The sequence below is a fragment of the Lysinibacillus sp. FSL K6-4013 genome (genome assembly GCF_038630435.1).
In the GTDB taxonomy this organism is placed as follows: domain Bacteria; phylum Bacillota; class Bacilli; order Bacillales_A; family Planococcaceae; genus Lysinibacillus; species Lysinibacillus boronitolerans.
Window position 1 is genome coordinate 1,001,196 of sequence record NZ_CP152031.1, and the last position, 20,322, is coordinate 1,021,517.

The following is a 20,322-nucleotide window of genomic DNA, read 5'->3' on the forward strand; positions in this document are numbered from 1 at the left end:
TTCTATATGCCACTTAGTATATTTGGTTTCCAAGCATTGTGGAGCCCGTATTTAATAGGGGTTCTTGTTTTTATAACAATCATTTATTTTTTAGTCACAACAAAGTGGCGTAAAGATTTTAAAGTAAGTGAACCTTTGAAAAAAAGTGAAGCTATTTACTTTGTTTTAGCTATGATTACCATTTATATTATCAAAGGATCACCTATCGATTTAATGGCTCATATTATGTTTACCATGCACATGGTGCAAATGGCTATTCTGTTATTGCTTGTTCCTATTTTCCTAATTAAAGGGATTCCTTGGTGGGTTTGGATGGTGGCTATTGAGGCGCCGGTAGTTAGAACGTTGTTTAAAGTGCTAACATTACCAGTTGTTGCAGTCTTTGTATTTATCGGTCTATTTTCTATCTATCATTTACCGTCCGTATTGGATTACATTAAATTAAATGAAACATTACATGGTACCTATACATTTGTATTATTTCTTTCAGCAGTGTTTATGTACTGGCCTTTAATTCAAAATATGCCAAATAGTGATCAAATGAAGCCTTTGCATAAACTGGCGTATATTATTGCCAATGCCGTTTTAATTACACCTGCTTGTGGATTAATCATCTTTGCTCCAAATGCAATGTATGAGACATACACAAACGGTGATGCATGGTTAAAGGCAATGGAGCTTTGTGTACCAGCCTCTACATTGTCAGGATTATCTTTATCTGGACCAGAGCTATTTACAGACATGAAACCCGTTGCAGATCAGCAATTAGGTGGCGTGTTAATGAAAATCCTACAAGAACTTATTTTTGGTGTACTTATTGGTACAATCTTCACAAGATGGTATCGTTCTGAGCAAAAAGATCCAGATAAAATCACTGCTGACGCTTTAGCTGCCCACCAAAAGAAGTGGGAAAGTCAACAGCAACATTAAATGAAGAATAGAAATTTACTTTGTGTAAGGAGTTTTGACAATGGAATTGCAAATTTTGCCTACTATTAGTACATCGTTTATCGTTATTAGTGCTGTACTAGTAGCAATAGGGTGGGGCTTAATTATAAAAAGAAATGTAGAGGGACATAAGAAAGTGATGCTTGCTGCAGGTGTTGCAGCACTTATTTTCTTTATCATCTATGCGTCCCGTACAATCTTTATTGGAAATACGGCTTTTGGCGGTGGAGAAGATTTAAAACCATATTATACGTTCTTCTTGATTTTCCATATTATTTTAGCGACATCTGGAGCAGTGTTTGGTATCGTTAGTATTATTTCAGGTTTGAAAATGAACATTAAATTACACAGACGAATTGGGCCAATTACAAGTATTATTTGGTTCTTTGTTGCCATAACAGGTGTATTAGTTTATTTATTATTGTATATTTTATTTGAACCTGGTGAAACAACATCAGTAATTAAAGCCATTTTAGGATTTTAAAAAAAATCTCCCTCCTTATTTCTGTGCAGGAGGGAGATTTTTTATAGTTGGTTGGAATAATGAAAGCACTACGACAACAAGTAATGGACCAATTAATATCCCAAGAAATCCAAAGATTTTAAAACCAATAAACATAGCAATAAAGGTATTCAAGGAAGAAAGTCCAATTTTATCGCCAATAATTTTGGGCTCGATCATTCGGCGGATTAGAAATTGCCCAAAGGTTAATAAAATTAAGATAGCTGCATATAAATAATCGCCAGCAAATACCTGATAGATTGCCCATGGGACTAATAAAATAAATGAATCAAGAAAAGGGATAAAGTCTAAAACAACAAGTAAAAGTGCTAATAGTATAGGAAATGGTGTTTTTAAAAAATAAAATGCAGCGAATGATATGGCAAAGATCCCTATCCCTACAAGTAATTGAGCTTTCAGAAATCCAAATAAGGCTAGCTTAACACGTTGTCCAATAAAGATAATTTTTTGATGGTAATGAAAAGGAACAGGCGTTAATAATTTGCGATTAATTGTTGGTAATTCTAAAAGCAACATATACAACACAATCCAATAAACAAAAATATCAAATAGTCGTGTGGGAATATATGTTAGTAAAGTGGACCAAACATTGACGTTAGTTAAGGATAAGGAAAATTTTTCGATGGATGCTAAGGCTTTTGCAATCATGAATTGAATTTGTGAAACTAGCTCTACAGGTAAATGATAGGTGTAGTTGCTGAGCTTAGATTGCATTTGTATCCATAGGGCAGACAATTGATTAAGATAATCTGGTATATCAATAATAAAGGAAGAAAATTGTTTCCAGCTTATATAGAGGATAAGTGTACATAATAATAAAGATATACTTAGAAAAAATAAAAAAAAGAAGAAAACAACGATTTTCCGTTTTTTTCTAAACCGTTTGCACATTCGAACAATGATTGGTTCTAAAAGTAACGCGGTTAAGTAGGCAAGTAAAATTGGTAACGATATAGAGATTGACCAAAGGATAAGTATACCCATTGCGATAACAATAATGGGATGACGAAAAAAAGGACGATTAAAAAATGATAACATTTTTCCCACCTACATCTTGTAATAGATATAGGTAGTATGAGAAGAAAAAATTTTTTTACTCAAAATAAAAAAGACTGGACCACCAGTCTTTTTACAACCATGAAGCTATTTACACTTACTTGCAGTCACTTTAATGTACGAAAGATTAGCGTGCGTTAACAGGTTCAAAGTTATTTTTATTTGTAGGTTCGATTGAGAATTGATCTAATTCTAATTTAACCTTTTTTAAGATTTCTTCACATTTTTTTACAAGGTGTGCTGGATAAACTTCGTCATCGCCATATTCAACACCATGTGGATAATAGTATTTACCAAGGACTGGTTTCATTAATGTAAGGATGGCATCGTGTGCACCTACGTCACCAGAAATAGCATATGCGAATACGCGTAGGTAATAACGACCTTCACGAGTATCGAATCGTTTATCGAATGTCATACGCTCGTAATCCCAGCCGCCATCACATTCTAAACCATGTTTTTTCATAATGCTGACAAGTAGTTCTTGATCAGCTGTTAAATTTTCAAGGTTAGTATTTTCAAAATACATGTATAGTCCTCCTTTAGGTTCTCGTACAAAGTATACGCTCATTTTTATAATAGAGCATATTCGACATTGTTGCAATGACAACATTGTGTCAACCCAATTACAATTGATATAATAACTTACAATAATGGTGATGAAAAGGAGTCCTGTATGAAAGCTTTATTCCGCATTTTAATGGTTTGTGGTGCAGTTGCATTAATTGGCTTTATGTTCTTTAATACCCCTAAGGAAAATGAGCCACTAGAAGGCCCAAATACCAACTCGAATATCATACCTCAAACACAACTAAAGCAGGAACCTGCAATAGGAGCAATGACACGTCCACAAACGGGTATCTCCACATTGATAGGAAAAGGCACGCAAACTGTTTTAGAACAATATGGGGAGCCAGCAAGAAAAGAGCCATCTTCATTTGGTTATCAATGGTGGGTCTACAATAAAGATGTGTCAACTTTTTTTATGATTGGTATTGATAATAATATTGTGACACAAATTTACATAGCAGGACAAGAAATTGATGCATTTCCTTTTAAAGTGGGCCAAAAACGTGATGAAATATACAGAATGACAATCATTGATTATGAGGTAGCGGCCACTGTAGGCGAAAATATTTTCATTTTCTCGATGAGTGAAGAAGATATGCAAACAAGGCTGCTGATCAAATTTGATGGTCTTTATGCACAGCTTTATATAGATAGAGAGACGAGTGAGTTACAAGGGATACGATATACAGACAGTGAAACACTTGTCCTTCATCAGCCATATGAAATGAGCTACCAAGGGGAGCTTGTAAGACGTACGCCTCCTTCCTCATTTTTACAGCAAGAAATTGATGTGGCTAGCGCTAAACAATTAGATGATTTGTTAAATGTAACAAGAGTCCATCATGATTTACTTCCTTTAGAAATGGATGAATCGTTAGAGGAAGCGGCAAGGATGCATAGTGAGGACATGAAGGTGCAAAATTTTTTAGCGCATGAATCTCCAACCTATGGCGATCTAAAAAAGCGATTACAGACGCAACATATCGAGTATAGTGAAGCGAATGAAAACCTGGCAACTGCCTATTTTGATGCGATTGAAGCCATGCATGGCTGGACAAATTCTCCTGAACACAGAAAAGTTCTTTTGAATGATCGATATACCCGCGTTGGTTCTGGCGTTTTTGTAGATTATTACACGCAAATATATATTGAACCTACTACGCAAGAACTGGAAAGAGAAAAGCAAGATGATGATGAAGAGACAAAAAATGAAAAACAAGATAGCGAAGATTCTACAGAGAAATCAGATCAAACCTCACCATAACAGAATAATATTCAAATGAAGACAAGCTTTCAGCAAAAGGGCTTGTCTTCATTTTTTATGTGCATTTCTCCTTCTTTGAGGCTTCTACATTTTTCGTCACACCGTTACAAACGCCGTCATATGATAGAGAACTGAGAGGGGGAATGAGGTTTGCAATTAGCAGAGTTATTAAAAGACTGGCCATGCAGCGTGACAGGGGGATCTATACGGACAGAAATTACTGGTGTAGAGGACTATGCACAGGCAGTACAGCCTGGTGACATATTTATTGTGAGAAAAGGTAAAAAAACATCGGGAAGTCGGTTTGTCAAAGAAGCATTGGCACGCGGAGCAGCTGCCATCGTTTCAGAAGAAAGTATTTCTTTGCCAATTATAGATAAAGAAATTCCTTTTGTATGGGTTCCAAATACAGCATTATTTTTATCGTATGCAAGTGCGAAGCTTGCTGCTTTTCCAGCAGAAGCTTTAACTGTTATCGCCATTACGGGTACAAATGGGAAGACTACAGTGAGTCATTTTGTCAGTCAGCTACTAAATGCACTACATAAACAAGCAGCAGTTATTGGAACAGTTGGCTTTTTCATCAATGGTGAGAAACAACAAACAGCTTATGAGCAATTAACAACATTGCAGGCTAAAGAATTACATCCCATTCTTAAACAGTGTGTGCGAAAAGGTGTGACTCATGTTGTATTAGAAGCTTCTTCAATGGGGTTGCAGCAGCATAGGCTCGATCATTGTGACATTGACTGTGGTGTATTTTTAAATTTATCAGAAGATCATTTAGAAGATCATGGAGGGTTAGAAGCTTATAAACGTGCTAAAAAGCGTTTAGCGGATTTATCAAAAAAGCTAGTATTAAATGGAGATGATAATTTTTGCCGTTCTGTTGGCATTTATGATAAGAAAAAATCTTGCTCATTTGGTTTTGATAATCACAATGATTTACATATCCAAATCGTCAGTGAATCAGTTGGGAAAACCGTTCTTTGTTTACAGACTACAGCGAGTGAACATATTGTAGAAATTCCTTTTGTCGGAAAATATCATGTGCAAAATGCTGTAGCTTCTTTAATGGCTGTATGGCGCTTAGGTGTACCTATGGAAGATATAGTTGGACATATGTGGTCATTAAGGCTACCAGAGGGCAGGCTAGAGAAGATTGAAAATCCATTAGGTATTGATGTATATGTAGATTATGCCCATACAGCAGAAGCTTTACAAGCGGTGTTACAAACCTTTGATCGCTCCAAAACAATTTACCTTGTTTTCAGTTGTGGGGGAAATCGAGATAAGGCGAAACGCTTTGCAATGGGAGCAGTTGCAAGTAAATACGCTGATGTTATTTATTTAACAACAGATAATCCACGTGATGAAGATCCTATTGTGATTAATGAAAGTATTATTGCTGGTTTTTCAGAGCAACAATATTATGAAATTTATTTAGATCGCAAACTCGCTATCCATCAAGCGTTAGCAAAGGCAGAAAAAGGTGACATTGTCCTTGTTGCCGGAAAAGGGCATGAACAAACACAGCAAATTAAAAATCAAAAATTCCCTTTTTCCGATCAACAATGTATTAAAGACTATTTTGCGAGTTTAATTACAGACGACGCTGAATAACAAAGAAAGATCCTGTAGCGATGGCAAGCCTACGACCAGTTTCATCTTCGATATCACATTCCATGACAAGCGTTTGGCGTCCCTTATGGACAAAACGACCACGTGCAATCAATTCTTTATTGGTTGTGGTAGCAATATACGATACATTCATATTCGTAGTAACTACATTATAGCCCTCAGGCACAGACCGCGAAGCAAGCCCTCCCATAGCAGCATCAGCAATCGTGGCAATAATACCTCCATGTGGCACCTTTATCGTATTGTGGATGACAGGTGTAATAGGGATACGAACCTCACTGGCCTCAGGCTCAAATATACCTACCATATGTAAAGTAGCATTAAGATAACGACGGTGAATGCCTTGCTGTTTCTCCCGTAGTCCATTTAAAAGATGTAATAAAACTTCTTCATCTTCCTCGGTACTATCTTGTAAAATCTCGGCAACTAATTGTTCAATCTGACCTTTAGATGTTGTCATCATTTGGAAAACCTCTTTCATTAAAATTATCAATAATGTAAAATTACCATAAAATCTGTTATGATGGGAAAGAGATTGGGGGAATTAAAAATGATGATGACCTCTGACTGGGTAATCATTTTGGATGAGGCGGAAGCGCTTTGTGAGATGATTCTTTCCTCAGAACCTGCGATGGCGCTACAACAAGCTTATGAAGCAGTATATAGTGATGCACAAATTGTTGAAGCTATATATGCATTTAATCGCATGAAAGAGCAGTACGAAGATGTACAACGTTTCGGTAAATATCATCCGGACTACCATACAATAATGAAGTCGATTCGCCAACAGAAAAGGGCCCTTGACTTAAATGAGAAAGTTTCGGCCTTGAAAATTGCTGAAAACGATTTCCAGGATTTACTTGATGAGATTAGCTTATTAATAGGAAAAACTGTCTCTGAAGCGGTAAAAGTTCCTGTTAGTAATCCATTCTTTGCATCTAGTTCATCTTGCGGAGGTGGATGCGGCTCGGGCGGTTCATGCTCTTGCTCAGCGTAAATCGGATGTGTATATAACATATCTCTTCTAGACTGTAGACAACTCGAAGGCAACAACTGAGTTAGTTTACAGTCTTTTTTATCATTAAATTGAAGGAGGAAGCATGAATGAAAACATATCGTATCGCTGTGATACCTGGGGATGGAATAGGAAAAGAGGTTGTGCCAGCTGCAATAAAAGTTCTAGATCGGGCAGCGTTATTAGATGGTCGCTTTCAATTTGAATGGACAACTTTCCCCTGGGGCTGTGAATACTATTTAGAGACAGGGAAAATGATGCCTGATAATGGCATTGAGCTGTTAAAACAGTATGATCAAATTTTTTTAGGTGCAGTCGGAATGCCTAACTTGGTTCCAGATCATGTATCATTATGGGGTCTGCTCATTAAAATTCGACGTGAGCTACAGCAATCTATTAATGTGCGGCCAGCAAAGCTTCTACAAGGGCTACCATCACCTTTACGACAACCAAATGGCTTTGATTTTATTGTTGTAAGGGAAAATTCTGAAGGGGAATATGCGGAAAGCGGAGGAAGAATACATAGTGGTCAAGATGAAGTAGCAATCCAAAATGCTGTTTTTACAAGAAAGGGAACAGAACGGGCGATGCGCTATGCATTTGAATTAGCCAAAACACGTAATGGACATGTGACAAGTGCTACAAAATCAAATGGGATTACATATAGCATGCCTTTTTGGGATGAAGTGTTTACTCAAGTAGGAAAAGAATATGAAGAGGTAGGTCAAGCATCTAATCATATTGATGCACTAGCAGCATTTTTAGTGATGAAGCCAGAAAATTTTGATGTTATTGTAGCATCGAATTTATTTGGGGATATTTTGACAGATCTAGGCGGTGCCATTATGGGAAGCATTGGTATTGCACCTGCAGCAAATTTAAACATTGAAGGGCTATATCCATCAATGTTTGAACCTGTCCATGGTTCTGCACCAGATATAGCTGGTCAAGGAATTGCCAATCCTATTGGACAAATTTGGACAGGTAAGATGATGCTCGATTTTCTTGGTTATCAAGATGTGGGAACAAGGATATTGAATGCTATAGAGCAAACATTAGCGCGGGGTATAAAAACGCCTGATTTGGGTGGAGCTGCCACACTACAAGAAGTAACTGATGCAATCATAGATTATTTAACTTAAGTATTACTGTAATGGGAAGTAATAATGGATCTAACATTTACATGAAGGGGAAGCACATCAGTTCAGTGTGCTTCCCTTTCATTCCTGGTCTTATTTAGACTCTTGAGCTTGTAATAACTCAACTGCAATATCCGGACGATCTGTAATAATGCCCTTTGCTCCATTATTGAGTAATTTTTTCATCGTATCTAGGTCATTGATTGTCCAATAGTGGACAGGAATATTGAGGTTGTTTAAAAACTGAATAAATTTAGGAGAATCTAATGCAATAACCCCTGACTTTGGAGGGATTTGAAAAACATCCACTTTAGGGTGATATAAATGTCCAAACTGACTTGAGAAGGAAGCAAATGCTTTTCTGACATCTGATTCACCTGCACCAAGTGCTACTTGATTTTGAGCATATAAATTAAAACGATCTATTTGCTCACCATAAAAGCTTGTCACAACAACACGATGTTCAGCTTGAAGTTCTTCAATTAAGCGCCAAAGTTTAGAAGGCATCAGACTCCCTTCGTACGTATCAGGAGCATCTTTGATATCAATGTTGATTAACATATTTGGATAGGCTTCAAGCAACTCTCGTAAAGTTACGACTTTTAATTTATCCTCTCGATATGGGAAATTTCCCTCTAAATCTTCAAATTGGTAGCCGTGGTTCAAGGCATTGATTTCTGCCAACGTCATATCTGCAATGAGACCATAGCCATCCGTTGTACGTTCAACTGTCTCGTCATGGAAAACAATAATTTCCTCATCTTTTGTTAGGCGAATGTCGATTTCAAAGCCATCGACACCTAGCTGTGCAGCTTTTTCAAATGCAACCATTGTATGTTCTGGTGCTAAAAGAGCTCCGCCACGATGTGCAAGAATTATGGGGCGTTCGAATTGTAATGCTTGTTTACCTTCGCGTTGCTGTGGTTTTGAAATAGCTTTACTGCCTGCCCAAGCTGCTGCACTTGCTGCTGCAATTGCAAGCGCAATTTTTGTTTTCTTACCCATATTCGTCCTCCTTAACAATTATCCTCATATAAAAAGTAGTAGTGAATTCATTGTTTAATCAATAGTAGTAAGTACAGGGCCTACTATTAAAATTAGTTATATAAGTGAATGATGATTTTTTTATCCCGATTTTTGCCATCCTATTTGAAAAACAATCATTATGGAGGTGCAAATGTCTTGTAAAGGGTTCATTTGAGGCATGATCATCTTTCAGCATTCTTCTGTTCCTGTAATGATGCTACAATTGAATTTAATTAAAACAACTGATTCATCTTCACGATGTTCAACGTCGTATGCTTTTCCATTATAACGGAAAATTGAGCGTTCTGTCAGCTAAACTCTGTTGCTATCATTTTCTGGTCTATGGTATTCTTTTATGTAAGAAATGAGGGAATCCACTATGAACGAACGACAAGGGCTAATCGTTTACGTCCATCAATTAAAACATGCGAAGTCACTTCGGAAATATGGTCATGTTCTTTATATTTCTAGAAGGCAAAAATACGTAGTGCTTTACTGCGATCGTGAGGATATTGACATGATGACAACAAAACTACAACGCCTTCCATTTGTGAAAGACGTTGTGGCGTCTTATCGTCCTTTTGTAAAAACTGAATATGAAAATGCAAAACCAGATAAAGCAAAGGAATATGACTACAAAGTAGGTCTATAAACTTATGTTAATGCAGGTATATAGTTATTTAGTCTTAATATACCTATTAAGTATTGATAAAATAGTTTTGATTCCGAAAATATAGATGAGTGCTTTATTTCTACAACTACTGCTTTTCGACCGAGTTGTTCTATTTGTGCTTCAAACATTTTTTGTCGCTGTGTTGGCTGTTCGTCATTGTATGGGATGCCTTCTCGACAAATATAAATAGGCATGAACTTACTTTCGCCGACTGGTTTAAGGGCGACAGCTAAAGAAATCACCTTCTTGTCTTCTTTTGTAGATGTTAGTAAAAAGGCTTGATGAAAACGTTCCTGGTTGGTTTTAATAATTTCGAGTAGCTCGTAAACATCACCATAGCCTTCACCTAATTCTATAAATTGTTGTGGCATAATAATTGCACATCCTTTCCAATATTCATAGTATCATGCTGCGGGAGGTCAAGCACATGAAATTTGCATTAAGCTTTTTTTCTATTTTAGCACTAATCATTACAGGAACGGTATTTTTCCAATACCATGCTTATTCATCTGATTTAGAAACAGGCATAGGGGATTTTCATTATTCTCAGGAAATAGAAATTGTCTATCGCGAAAATAGCTTAGATATTCGTCAACATTTTAAAAACCTACCAAATCAAAAGGTGAAAATTAAATGGCCTGAAAAAGCAACAAACGCTAGTTGCTTTATTGAAAATGAAAAAAGCTGTGATCGTTTATCAGATGAAGTTTCTTACTTTGCAAAAGGGGAGACAAAATCACAATCTGTGTCATACATAATTCCAATTGAGGGTGGCTTAAAAAATAAGATGCTCCTTCAAAATGTTTTTGCTACACTAATAAATGGTGAAGCATCGTATTCAATTGTTTCAATTTCTACAGACAGTAAGGTGAAAGGACAATGGGTTACGGGTTTGCCCCTAGTAGGTCAACAACAACTTGTACTTGTCAATTACACAATGTTTAGAGGAAACGGTACTGTTCAAGATTTATATTGGCAAGCTGGGGAGCTTAAAGCGCAAGAACAGACACCGGTGTTATCAATTTATGCCCAGCAAGAAGTCCCTAATGATTTTCTAAAGTCATTAAAAAATTTACAGCTTCTAAGTGATGAGCATATTGCAATTATTCAAGAAAAAAGTCCAGTAGCAGTTCATGACGAAAGATTGTTATTTTTACCAACACTTACTGCACAAGCTGTAGAGCAAGAAGTAATTTTATCACAAATCAAATCACAATATAATTTTGTAGATTCCCCAGAATGGTTGCCTGAGGTTGTGGCATCCTATTTAATAAGCGATCCAATTGGTGGAGAAAAAACAAAGAAAATCATCAAGACATTAAATGATTACATGACGGATGCTCAACAACAAGCTTGGCAGGAAACATTGAAAAAGCTTGGAGATGAATCGATTTCACCAGATACAATGGACAAGTACTTATCACAGGTATTAGATGCCAAGACATCTTATTTTACATTAAATGCAGCTCAGCAAAATGGAACCTATCCACTTTTATTTGAGGATGCACGTGATGTCTATGTGGATGATACATTGAAGGAAGATGTTCATGTTATTCTCTATGAGGGACAGGTATTGTATACGGCAGATACATTATTGCCTTACCTCGGCTACTCAGCTGCGGAAGGAAAGAATGGCTATTATGTAAATAGTGAGCATCGTACATTCCGTTTCCCTAAAGAGCCTGGATTTTATGTATTCAACCAGCGTAGGTATTCGACTATCTCTGAACCAATCATTAAGATTGCTGATCATTATTATGTAGAAGAAGCTTGGTTACAGCGATTATTCCTAGTTGAACTACAAAAAAAGGATGAGCGTATTCAAGTATTAAAACAAGAGCAACAATAACTTTTGCAGCGGAGGGCCAACCTTTCGCTGCAAAATACTTTATATAGACGAAAGTACGGTGAGATGCTGATATGAGAGTTGTAGCAGGAGAGCGCAAAGGAATGCCGCTTAAAGCAATAGCAGGAAATACGACAAGGCCTACAACTGACAAAGTAAAGGAGTCCATTTTTAATATAATTGGGCCATTTTTTGATGGAGGTTTAGCGTTAGATCTGTTTGCTGGAAGCGGTGGCTTGGGGATTGAATCATTAAGTAGAGGAGCAGAACGTGCTATTTTTATTGAGAAAGATCCTAAAGCATTCCAGGTGCTACAAGAAAATATAAAAAAATGCCGTTATGAAGAATATACAGAGCTTTTTCGTATAGATGCAAAGCGCGCTGTGAAAGCGCTATTAAAGCGTGATATTACATTTAAACTCGTTTTTTTAGATCCACCTTACCATCAGCGGGAATATTATGACCTCGTACAGATTTTGGTCGATAACCGTAAAATACAACAAGATGGTATTATTTTATGTGAACATGCAAAAGAGGTACAATTACCTCAAAATTTTGGGGAATTTGTTTTAACAAGACAAGAAACATATGGCGGAACAATTATTTCTGTTTATCGCTGTACAGAGGAAGAGGGAGAATAAGTTGTCTGAAAAAATTGCTGTAGTTCCTGGAAGTTTTGACCCTGTAACATTCGGCCATTTAGATATAATTAAACGTGCGGCGGATGTGTTTGATATCGTATATGTAGCAGTATTAAACAATTCAGCAAAGAATCCTTTGTTTTCTGTAGAGGAACGTATGGCTTTGATGGCTGAAGTGACAAACACCTTACCTAATGTTCGTATAGAGAGTTCTTCAGGCTTATTGATTGATTATGCTAAGGAAAAAAAGGCGAAGGCAATTGTTCGTGGCTTACGAGCAGTGTCAGATTTTGAATATGAGATGCAAATTACATCGATGAACCGTTTCCTGGATGAAACAATCGAAACATTTTTCATCATGACGAAAAATCAATATTCATTCCTAAGTTCTAGTATAGTAAAAGAGGTTGCGAAATACGGTAGTGATGTTAACGAGCTAGTCCCTACATGTGTCGTAAAGGCTTTAAAAGAAAAATATGGTTTTGCACAATAAGGATGCAGAGGATGTCAAAAGAACAACGACATCCTCTTTTTAATATTTAGAGCGATTGTTATTTTAGAAAAAATAGAGCATAAATAGTGGGTACAATGATTATGCTAAGGAGGCGGAATTTAATATAAGGTCGTACAGAAAGTTTTGCAGATTTGGCGATGACAAAAATTTGTAAGTGAATACTTATACTTTGCATCGTTAACAAAATCACAACAAGTAAATGGATATACGGAAGATCTGGAAATGCTGTAACTGTCATTTTAAGACCGTTCGTTACCTCCAGAACAGCCGCTATGGAAAGCTCAAGCGTATAGGGAAGCTTTGGTATCAGCTGATCTAAGCCTTGTTGTACGATGGTTTGAATCGTTGTGAAAAAGATGATGGTTGTACCAACTAGCAGAATTGTTGGGGCTGTTTCTTTAATACTTTCCGAAAATGGAGCACTATAGAGTGGTGTGTTGTGTACGGAGATATTAGGTGAATCAGTTTTGCGAAAGAAAAAGTAGCCAGTTACTAGGCAACAAATATTAAACGTATGTAGTAAACATAAAAACAACCATCCAAATGTATTATTGTGTAGTAAATCAAGACTTACAAAACCTAATACAAAAAGTGGACTGGGGGCATGACAAACAGCTAACAAAAAATTTGCCTCTTTAGGGTGTAGTTGACCACTATTTTTCAAATAAACAATAGTGGTTGCGCCAGTTGGATAGCCTCCAAGAGCACTAATAATGTAGGCTTGTACGTATAAAGAAGCCCTTTTTGTTTTGGTACGCATAGGGGCTGTTAAACGCAGAAGCCATTGTGTTAACACAAGATACGGCAATAAGTACGGAAAAAGTGCTTCCATGAAAAGATTTAAGCCTAAATCAGTACCACTGTGAGCGGTTTGTGGGAATAACAAGAGTAAGAGAATTAGAATTACGCAGAGCACTATTTGAATTGTAGCAAACATGTTATCATCTCGTTTCAACTTTTTGTCATTCACATAGGCAAATGCTAAAATCAATATATGTGAGAAAGGCAAAAACATGAACGTATGGTTTTGCAAGCGTCCTAGGAGGTGTTTTCAAGTGAAGAAAAAAATTAGTATTTATGCAGTGTTGATAGTCGTGATTTGTTTTATGATGTTATACCGACTAGACGCGTATATTATGAAACCTGGAAGTGCCTATGATGTCAGTAAATTTGTTACTGTGGATAGTAAAGAGGCAGATAGTGAGGGGTCTTTAAGTTTAATGACAGTTGCTATGCAGCAAGCCACACCATTTTCGTATTTGTGGGCGAAAGTTCAAAAATATCAAAAGCTAATGGATATTGAACAAGTACGAAATCCTTTAGAGGATGATGAGGAATATAATATTCGACAGTTAAAGTTAATGTCTGATTCACAATTTAATGCCAAATATGTAGCCTTCCAAAGAGCAGGGCTAGAGACAAAGGTTCTTTTTAATGGTGTATTCATATTAAACGTTTTAGACGGAGGAGCTTCGGACGGTATTTTAAAAGCTGGTGATGAAATTGTCGAGGTTGATGGACAAAGAATAACCAGCCAGCAAATGCTTGTGGATCTATTAAAACCTAAGCAGCTTGGCGATAAGGTAACCATTCAATTTATACGTAATGAAGAACAACACCAGGAGACTATTACACTACAGGAAATTCCTAACGCCCAAGAACATAGAGCGGGTTTAGGTATTTCTTATACTGAAAGCAAATCGATTGAAACTAATCCGAAAGTGACGATGAAAACAGAGGATATAGGGGGACCTTCTGCTGGACTGATGTTTACACTTGAAATATTAGACCAATTACTTGATGAAGATTTAACAAAAGGCTATGCAATTGCTGGAACAGGTGAAATGCTAATAGATGGATCTGTTGGAAGAATTGGTGGAATAGACTATAAGGTTATTGCCGCTGATCGTGACGGCATGGAAATCTTTTTTGCACCAGATGATGAAATCTCTCAAGAAATGAAAGCGAAGTACCCAGAGCTAGAATCGAATTATGCAACGGCTGTCAAAACGGCCAAAGAGATTAAAACAAAAATGAAAATCGTTCCAGTGAAGAGCGTTGACGATGCTATCAATTATTTAAAGCAACTTCAACCTAAATAATATAAAGGGATGCTAAAAGGACTTTAGCATCCCTTTTGATGTCTTTAGCAACGAATAGGTGGTGTTTGATAATCCTTCGGCAGCGTAAAATCCTTTGTTCCTTGCTCGATACTTAAATTATAAAGCTCTGCTGCATGTATATCGATAGCTAACATCGCATCATTTGTAGCTGCAACTCGACTGATTAAGGGTAATTCTATATTCTTTTTTTGCTGACCTAAATAAGCTTGTCCTGTCGAACTCATACCCAATAGCCGAATAAAAGAGGGCGCGTTAAAACTTTGAAGCTGCTTTTTGGTAAACCCTGTATAGATATGTGTTATCATCCGTTGAAGGCGGGTCCAAGTATAACGCTTAGATTTTATTTTTTCCATAAAGCTATAAAATGTAGAGCTGCTTTTGGCTGCCTTTACAATTGCGTTTTCTATGCCCTCTGTTACTTCTGCATAACGAGTAAGTTCTGAAGGGGTATGTCTTATAATGGTGAACTGTAATAACGGCCAAAATGTTTCCCAGCTTGCAAATTGGTTATACTTTGTATGCCAGTCTGTTAAATAATCAAAAGTAGCTGTAGGAACAACATTTTGTACACTTTGTAAAGAATTTGTAGAGGCAAGGGCTTTACGTATGCCAGTGGCACTGGCGATCGATGCATCTTCCTTTAATGCATCATGATATCCTGCTGCAACGCGAGGAATTGTTAATGGTTTAATGTTGCTGTTAAGTGCCCTCGCTGCTTCAAGATAATGAAAGCCCAATATATTATTTGGTTGTGCAAGATCGATGTATGGAGCAGGGTACATCTGAGAAAGCTGTTCATAGGCGTAATGTAGGCTTTTTGGGTAGCTGGCACCTGTTTTAAGGCTGTCTTTAATGAACAGGTCATATTCTGCACGGTGGCTGTCAATCAGCGCGAAAGTGTTTAGAAAGGGCTGTATAGAGCCGTCTTCACTTCCAAAGGCAAAAGAGTTGCAACCAACAGCACTTAATAAGGAAATGGCACCTTTTGCGAAATCTGTAGCAGGTGCTGTACTATAGACATAAGGCAGTTCAATAACAATATCTACACCGCCAGAAAGCGCCATTTTAGTACGTGTCCATTTATCTACCATGGCAGGTTCTCCACGTTGTAAAAATGTGCCGCTCATAACAGCGATTACGAGATCTGCCTGTGCTGCTTTTTTAGCCTGTTCTAAATGATAAGCATGTCCGTTGTGAAAAGGATTATATTCAACAACAATTCCAACTGCTTGCATGCTTCTCCCCCTTATAATTTGTGTCTTTATTTTAAACTGTTAGGAGTAAATACACTTCTTATAGTATATAATTATAGGTGGGTTTTAAAGTGGTGACAAGAAATTATCTTGACATCTATTTTTACACATTATATAATCAACAGTGTTGTCTCGAGGTGATTAAACGAATGAAATGGTCAATTCATCAATTATCTAAATACCGCCAAAACGGGATGCCAATCGATGCCTTTGTCCAGCTGGATGAAGTGATGGAGCGAAACCAGGATATTCGAGCAATTTCGCCCGTTCATGTAAAAGGGCTATGTACTTTTGGTGCATCGCAAATGACATGTCAGTTAACTGTGACAGCAACGTTAACACTACCATGTGCTCGCACATGGGAGGATGTTGAGTTTCCAATTGAAGTTGAGACAGTTGAAATTTTTAGCTGGGTTGACGAAGATAAACGAGGAGACGATGACGGAGACATTCACTATATTGACGGTGAAGTCATCGACATGAAACCGGTTCTTGAGGAATTAGTTTTGCTTGAGGTACCAATGCAAGTGTTCAAGGAAGATTCTGAAGGACAAGTGCATGGTGGTAAAAATTGGTCTTATGCAACAGATGAAGACGTAGAGCTACACAAAAAAGCTGACGAACAAAAAGTGGATCCAAGACTAGCTGCTTTAGCTAAGTATTTTGATCAAACAGACGAATAGACGATCTGTAAGGAGGTGCCATCAATGGCTGTACCATTTAGAAGAACTTCTAAAACTGCAAAAAGAAAGCGTCGTACGCATTTCAAATTATCTGTACCTGGTATGGTAACTTGCCCTAACTGTGGTGAGGCTAAATTATCACACCGTGTTTGCAAAGCTTGCGGACAATACAAAGGTAAAGAAGTAGTAAGCAAATAATACAGTGTTTGCTCACTTAAAAGGCTAGTAGAGAGACCATGGCTCTTTACTAGCCTTTTTGTTTGCTTGAAAAGACGGAATATTTCGTTGATTATGAAGTTCTTTACGATAGTGAAATAATTGTGTGATACAATTTATTCATTGCGACAAAGGGGGTAGTAATATGTCTTATACGATTGACAATCATGATGGCATTATGACGTTTACCATTAACCGTGAAGAGAAACGGAATGCTGTCAATGATGAAGTGATGAACGGTCTTCAAGAAGTCATTACATATATTCGTGGGCATGAAGATGTGCGTTTCTTAGTAGTGACTGGTGCTGGCGATAAATCGTTTTGCTCAGGAGGGGATTTATCTGAGTTTCATTCATTGGAAACAGAGGATGAGGCATTTGGTATGTTAAGTAAGATGGGGAAAATATTATATGACCTTGCTACGCTTCCTGTACCAACTATAGCACTTATAAATGGTACTGCTGTTGGAGGGGGCTGTGAGATTGCAACAGCTTGTGATTTTCGTTTAGTAGCTAGCCATGCGAAATGTGGATTTATTCAAGGAACACTAGCCATTACAAGTGGCTGGGGTGGCGGTACATATTTATTTGAACGAGGTTTGCGTCATGATCGTGCGATGAAGATGCTCGTGGATGCGAAGCCTTACCCTGCGCAATTATTATATGAGATAGGGTGGGCTATGCGTGTTTTTGAAGGCTCAAAAGAAGATGCCTTGAACGATTTTATTGAACATATGCGAAAAATTCATCCTTCTGTTCATAAAGCTTATAAGGAGATTGAGCTTAGAAAGTGGCGTGAACGAAATATGTATGAGCGTGTGATGGAAGAAGTTCGTACCTGTGCAAAGTTGTGGGAAAGTGAAGCGCACCATCAAGCGGTTAATAATTTCTTGACAAAGAAGAATAATAAGTAATGTATAAAGACAGTGTTGAGAGTAAAAACATCATCACTGTCTTTTTTCATGCAATGATTCTATTTTGCTTGCTTTTGCATATAGTAGTAAAAAATGCGAGGGTGATAGATTATGGAATTGAAAAAAAGAAAAGATCAATGGACAAAGGAAGATGATGAAAGACTAGCAGAAATCGTATTGCATAATGTGCAAAATGGCAAAACACAGCTAGAGGCCTTTGAGATGGCGGCCATAGAACTAGGTCGTACAAAACAAGCGTGTGGCTTCCGATGGAATAAAACATTGCGTGGTCAATATAGTCAGTCACTACTAGCTGTGCGAAATCAGCCCCAACAATCTATGCGAAGTCATTTGAAATTAGCGTTGACAAGTTTTGACGAATTAACGGAGGCTTATCAAACGCTTGAAATGAAGCATCGGGAATTGCAAAATGAGCATGAGAAGCTAGTGAAATGGCTTCAGCAAGGTTATTCATTAATGAAAGATTAAAATTATGATTACGTGGTTTTTGGAACATGAATTACATTGCTTTTCTTTTATGGACATAAAACCCTTTCTGTATATCGTCAATAATCAGTCTATCCTGTATAATAAAAGAACCTGCGTAGAAGGTGCCTTAGATGTATTCTAAGGCACCTTATTCTTATAGTTTTATGAATGTATTATTCAGAGGTGAAGCATCAGATGGGTGTTTTAGAAGTCTACTGATATAAGGGCATACAAAAAAGTGCGTAACCCTCTTTGATGGTGTGAATAATATCGTGTTGCTTCAAAGTATCCCAGAGTGTTTCAATTTTTTTTGAACAATCTGGATGTAAAGACCTCGAGGTAACATTGATCAGTAAAGATGGAAAGGGTGTAGACAATGAAAGTAGCGATAATTGGGGCAGGGGCGGTTGGTCAATTAACAGCAAGCTTTTTAGCGGAGTCTGGTGTACCGGTAACGTTGGTTGCCAGAAGGCAGGAACAAGTAAATGAACTAAATGCCAAGAAGTTAACACGTATCAACGTTGATGGGACTAAAACTGTGCAAAGGATTGTTGCTACTACGGATTTGGCTAATCTCCCAAAGCAAGATTTACTAGTGATTGCTGTTAAATATGGACATTTGCAAAAGCTCTACAATCAATTATCCTTATTCTCAAGTGATATGCCGTTGCTTTTTATGCAAAACGGCTTAGCGCATTTTGAGGAGGCGCTACTCTTGCCACAAAAAAATATCGCCTTTGGTTCAGTGACCTTTGGAGCTCAATTGTTGGACCAATCAACGGTTCAGCATAGAGGAGTAGGACTATGTAAAATAGCGATAGAACGAGGAGAACACCAGGCTTTTCAACAGCTACTACAATTACAACATTCCTCATTTCCTATTGAATTGGCTAGTAATGCAGAGCAAATGCTTTTTGCAAAAGCGGTACTTAATAGCTTAATTAATCCATTGACAGCTGTATTGCAAGTAAAGAACGGAGAGTTAGTGACTAATCAACAAGCATTTATACTGCTAGAGAATATTTATCGAGAGCTTACGGAAGCTTTTGAAGAGATTGAACACACCATATCTTTTAGTGATGTGATAGACTTATGTAGGAAAACGGCCAACAATACTTCATCTATGCTAGCAGATCGTCTGCAGGGAAGAAAAAGTGAAATCGAAACAATTGTTGGTGTCATTCTAAATAAAGCTTTAGCAAACGGTCATAATTTACCTGCTTTGCGTACTTTATATCATCAAGTGCTTGCAATAGAGGAGAGCGGTGAAAGAAGTTGAAAGACCTTTTACATATAGTTATTAGTATTATAATTTTTTGTCCAATTGTTCTTTTCATCATTGTTTATCTGGTTGGCAGGAAAGTTAAAATTCGTGGCACACATGCTTTTGGAGCAGCCTCTGATGTTACGACATTGTGCTTGTTTTTTTCTGTTCCATTAGCTATCGGTGTGCTTTGGCGTGTGAATGTTGGGGCGCTTTTGGTGATACTCGCGATAATGATGGCCATGATTTTTACATATATTGATTGGCGGACAAAAAAGGAAATAGAAGTAAAGCCGTTATTAAAGAAAATTTGGCGTTTTTTATTCTTATTACTTAGTACAGCTTATCTAGTGATATGTATCGTGGGTGTTATTCAATCCATTATGGAATATTTACAGGTTGTCTAAGCATTTTCTTTTCATGTTGAAGCTTTAAGCGTTAAAATAATAGCATTAAAATAGTTATAAAAATCATTCTATGGGGATGAGAATATTGATTGCATTCATAAACCTTCGTAACAAGAAG

General features: G+C 37.2%; 24 protein-coding genes. 17 read left to right on the forward strand and 7 right to left on the reverse strand.

Annotated elements, in window-relative coordinates:
• Positions 1–6: 6 nt before the first annotated feature.
• Positions 7–930 carry a cytochrome c oxidase assembly factor CtaG gene (ctaG, locus tag MHB39_RS04700; protein WP_342545937.1) on the forward strand — a complete coding sequence of 308 codons (924 nt, stop codon included), beginning with the start codon at positions 7–9 and terminating at the stop codon, positions 928–930.
• A gap of 40 nt (positions 931–970) precedes the next feature.
• Positions 971–1,432, forward strand: coding sequence for a DUF420 domain-containing protein (locus tag MHB39_RS04705; protein ID WP_016992774.1), 462 nt, complete (start codon positions 971–973; stop codon positions 1,430–1,432).
• A gap of 15 nt (positions 1,433–1,447) precedes the next feature.
• Here MHB39_RS04705 and ytvI read toward each other — a convergent pair whose 3' ends face one another.
• Together ytvI and MHB39_RS04715 are read right to left on the reverse strand one after the other, a co-directional pair.
• A complete protein-coding gene (ytvI, locus tag MHB39_RS04710) occupies positions 1,448–2,509 on the reverse strand; it encodes a sporulation integral membrane protein YtvI (protein WP_274771805.1) in 1,062 nt (353 codons plus the stop codon).
• A 145-nt stretch (positions 2,510–2,654) separates the two neighbouring features.
• Positions 2,655–3,056: a YugN family protein gene (locus MHB39_RS04715; protein ID WP_004224795.1), complete on the reverse strand. Its 402-nt coding sequence runs from the start codon at positions 3,054–3,056 to the stop codon at positions 2,655–2,657.
• Between the two features lie 147 nt (positions 3,057–3,203).
• Between MHB39_RS04715 and MHB39_RS04720 the strand changes: the two genes are divergently transcribed.
• Together MHB39_RS04720 and MHB39_RS04725 are read left to right on the forward strand one after the other, a co-directional pair.
• Complete coding sequence (locus MHB39_RS04720; protein ID WP_339280638.1) at positions 3,204–4,361, forward strand: CAP domain-containing protein; 1,158 nt, start codon at positions 3,204–3,206, stop codon at positions 4,359–4,361.
• A gap of 150 nt (positions 4,362–4,511) precedes the next feature.
• Entirely contained in the window at positions 4,512–5,984 is a 1,473-nt protein-coding gene (locus tag MHB39_RS04725; RefSeq protein WP_016992778.1) for a UDP-N-acetylmuramoyl-L-alanyl-D-glutamate--2,6-diaminopimelate ligase, read from the forward strand.
• On the opposite strand, the gene MHB39_RS04730 is transcribed toward MHB39_RS04725, so the two are convergent.
• A complete protein-coding gene (locus MHB39_RS04730) occupies positions 5,965–6,465 on the reverse strand; it encodes a PaaI family thioesterase (protein ID WP_342545938.1) in 501 nt (166 codons plus the stop codon). The two genes, MHB39_RS04725 and MHB39_RS04730, sit on opposite strands and share 20 nt — an antisense overlap.
• 87 nt (positions 6,466–6,552) lie before the next feature.
• Between MHB39_RS04730 and MHB39_RS04735 the strand changes: the two genes are divergently transcribed.
• Both MHB39_RS04735 and MHB39_RS04740 read left to right on the forward strand, forming a co-directional pair.
• Positions 6,553–6,999, forward strand: a complete 447-nt coding sequence (locus tag MHB39_RS04735) for a YlbF family regulator (RefSeq protein WP_016992780.1) — start codon at positions 6,553–6,555, stop codon at positions 6,997–6,999.
• 107 nt (positions 7,000–7,106) lie between these two features.
• Positions 7,107–8,159, forward strand: a complete 1,053-nt coding sequence (locus MHB39_RS04740; RefSeq protein ID WP_342545939.1) for a tartrate dehydrogenase — start codon at positions 7,107–7,109, stop codon at positions 8,157–8,159.
• 90 nt (positions 8,160–8,249) lie between these two features.
• Here MHB39_RS04740 and MHB39_RS04745 read toward each other — a convergent pair whose 3' ends face one another.
• On the reverse strand, positions 8,250–9,161 hold the full coding sequence (locus MHB39_RS04745; protein WP_112117452.1) for a glycerophosphodiester phosphodiesterase: 912 nt from the start codon (positions 9,159–9,161) through the stop codon (positions 8,250–8,252).
• 400 nt (positions 9,162–9,561) lie between these two features.
• Here MHB39_RS04745 and MHB39_RS04750 point away from each other — a divergent pair, with 400 nt between their 5' ends.
• Positions 9,562–9,834, forward strand: a complete 273-nt coding sequence (locus MHB39_RS04750; protein WP_004224806.1) for a YlbG family protein — start codon at positions 9,562–9,564, stop codon at positions 9,832–9,834.
• A 2-nt stretch (positions 9,835–9,836) separates the two neighbouring features.
• Here MHB39_RS04750 and MHB39_RS04755 read toward each other — a convergent pair whose 3' ends face one another.
• Positions 9,837–10,226, reverse strand: coding sequence for a methylthioribose kinase (locus MHB39_RS04755; RefSeq protein ID WP_342545940.1), 390 nt, complete (start codon positions 10,224–10,226; stop codon positions 9,837–9,839).
• Positions 10,227–10,282: 56 nt separating this feature from the next.
• On the opposite strand from MHB39_RS04755, the gene MHB39_RS04760 reads away from it, so the two are divergent.
• The 3 genes from MHB39_RS04760 to coaD all read left to right on the forward strand — a co-directional run bounded on the left by MHB39_RS04760 (position 10,283) and on the right by coaD (position 12,835).
• Positions 10,283–11,704, forward strand: a complete 1,422-nt coding sequence (locus tag MHB39_RS04760; RefSeq protein WP_048394682.1) for a hypothetical protein — start codon at positions 10,283–10,285, stop codon at positions 11,702–11,704.
• Between the two features lie 71 nt (positions 11,705–11,775).
• Complete coding sequence (gene rsmD / locus MHB39_RS04765; protein ID WP_342545941.1) at positions 11,776–12,342, forward strand: 16S rRNA (guanine(966)-N(2))-methyltransferase RsmD; 567 nt, start codon at positions 11,776–11,778, stop codon at positions 12,340–12,342.
• A 1-nt stretch (position 12,343) separates the two neighbouring features.
• A complete protein-coding gene (coaD, locus tag MHB39_RS04770; protein WP_036077107.1) occupies positions 12,344–12,835 on the forward strand; it encodes a pantetheine-phosphate adenylyltransferase in 492 nt (163 codons plus the stop codon).
• A gap of 58 nt (positions 12,836–12,893) precedes the next feature.
• Here the strand turns inward: coaD and MHB39_RS04775 are convergent, their stop codons facing one another.
• Positions 12,894–13,793 (reverse strand): hypothetical protein, encoded by a 900-nt coding sequence (locus MHB39_RS04775; protein ID WP_258859592.1) that lies wholly within the window; start codon positions 13,791–13,793, stop codon positions 12,894–12,896.
• A 118-nt stretch (positions 13,794–13,911) separates the two neighbouring features.
• On the opposite strand from MHB39_RS04775, the gene MHB39_RS04780 reads away from it, so the two are divergent.
• Entirely contained in the window at positions 13,912–14,958 is a 1,047-nt protein-coding gene (locus tag MHB39_RS04780; RefSeq protein WP_048394679.1) for a SepM family pheromone-processing serine protease, read from the forward strand.
• Positions 14,959–15,002: 44 nt separating this feature from the next.
• Here MHB39_RS04780 and MHB39_RS04785 read toward each other — a convergent pair whose 3' ends face one another.
• Positions 15,003–16,214, reverse strand: coding sequence for a nucleotidyltransferase (locus MHB39_RS04785; protein WP_342545943.1), 1,212 nt, complete (start codon positions 16,212–16,214; stop codon positions 15,003–15,005).
• 167 nt (positions 16,215–16,381) lie between these two features.
• Here MHB39_RS04785 and MHB39_RS04790 point away from each other — a divergent pair, with 167 nt between their 5' ends.
• The 6 genes from MHB39_RS04790 (at position 16,382) to MHB39_RS04815 (ending at position 20,204) form a co-directional block, all read left to right on the forward strand.
• Positions 16,382–16,915 (forward strand): YceD family protein, encoded by a 534-nt coding sequence (locus MHB39_RS04790; protein ID WP_315055327.1) that lies wholly within the window; start codon positions 16,382–16,384, stop codon positions 16,913–16,915.
• A 24-nt stretch (positions 16,916–16,939) separates the two neighbouring features.
• Complete coding sequence (gene rpmF, locus MHB39_RS04795) at positions 16,940–17,113, forward strand: 50S ribosomal protein L32 (RefSeq protein WP_004224819.1); 174 nt, start codon at positions 16,940–16,942, stop codon at positions 17,111–17,113.
• 163 nt (positions 17,114–17,276) lie between these two features.
• Positions 17,277–18,044 carry an enoyl-CoA hydratase/isomerase family protein gene (locus tag MHB39_RS04800; protein WP_016992547.1) on the forward strand — a complete coding sequence of 256 codons (768 nt, stop codon included), beginning with the start codon at positions 17,277–17,279 and terminating at the stop codon, positions 18,042–18,044.
• 111 nt (positions 18,045–18,155) lie between these two features.
• The gene (locus MHB39_RS04805) at positions 18,156–18,533 is read left to right on the forward strand and encodes a transcriptional regulator (RefSeq protein WP_004224822.1); all 378 of its coding nucleotides are present in this window, start codon (positions 18,156–18,158) and stop codon (positions 18,531–18,533) included.
• A 376-nt stretch (positions 18,534–18,909) separates the two neighbouring features.
• Entirely contained in the window at positions 18,910–19,812 is a 903-nt protein-coding gene (locus tag MHB39_RS04810; protein WP_342545946.1) for a 2-dehydropantoate 2-reductase, read from the forward strand.
• Positions 19,809–20,204, forward strand: a complete 396-nt coding sequence (locus MHB39_RS04815; RefSeq protein ID WP_016992544.1) for a DUF3397 domain-containing protein — start codon at positions 19,809–19,811, stop codon at positions 20,202–20,204. The genes MHB39_RS04810 and MHB39_RS04815 overlap by 4 nt, the downstream gene beginning before the upstream one ends.
• Positions 20,205–20,322 lie beyond the last annotated feature (118 nt).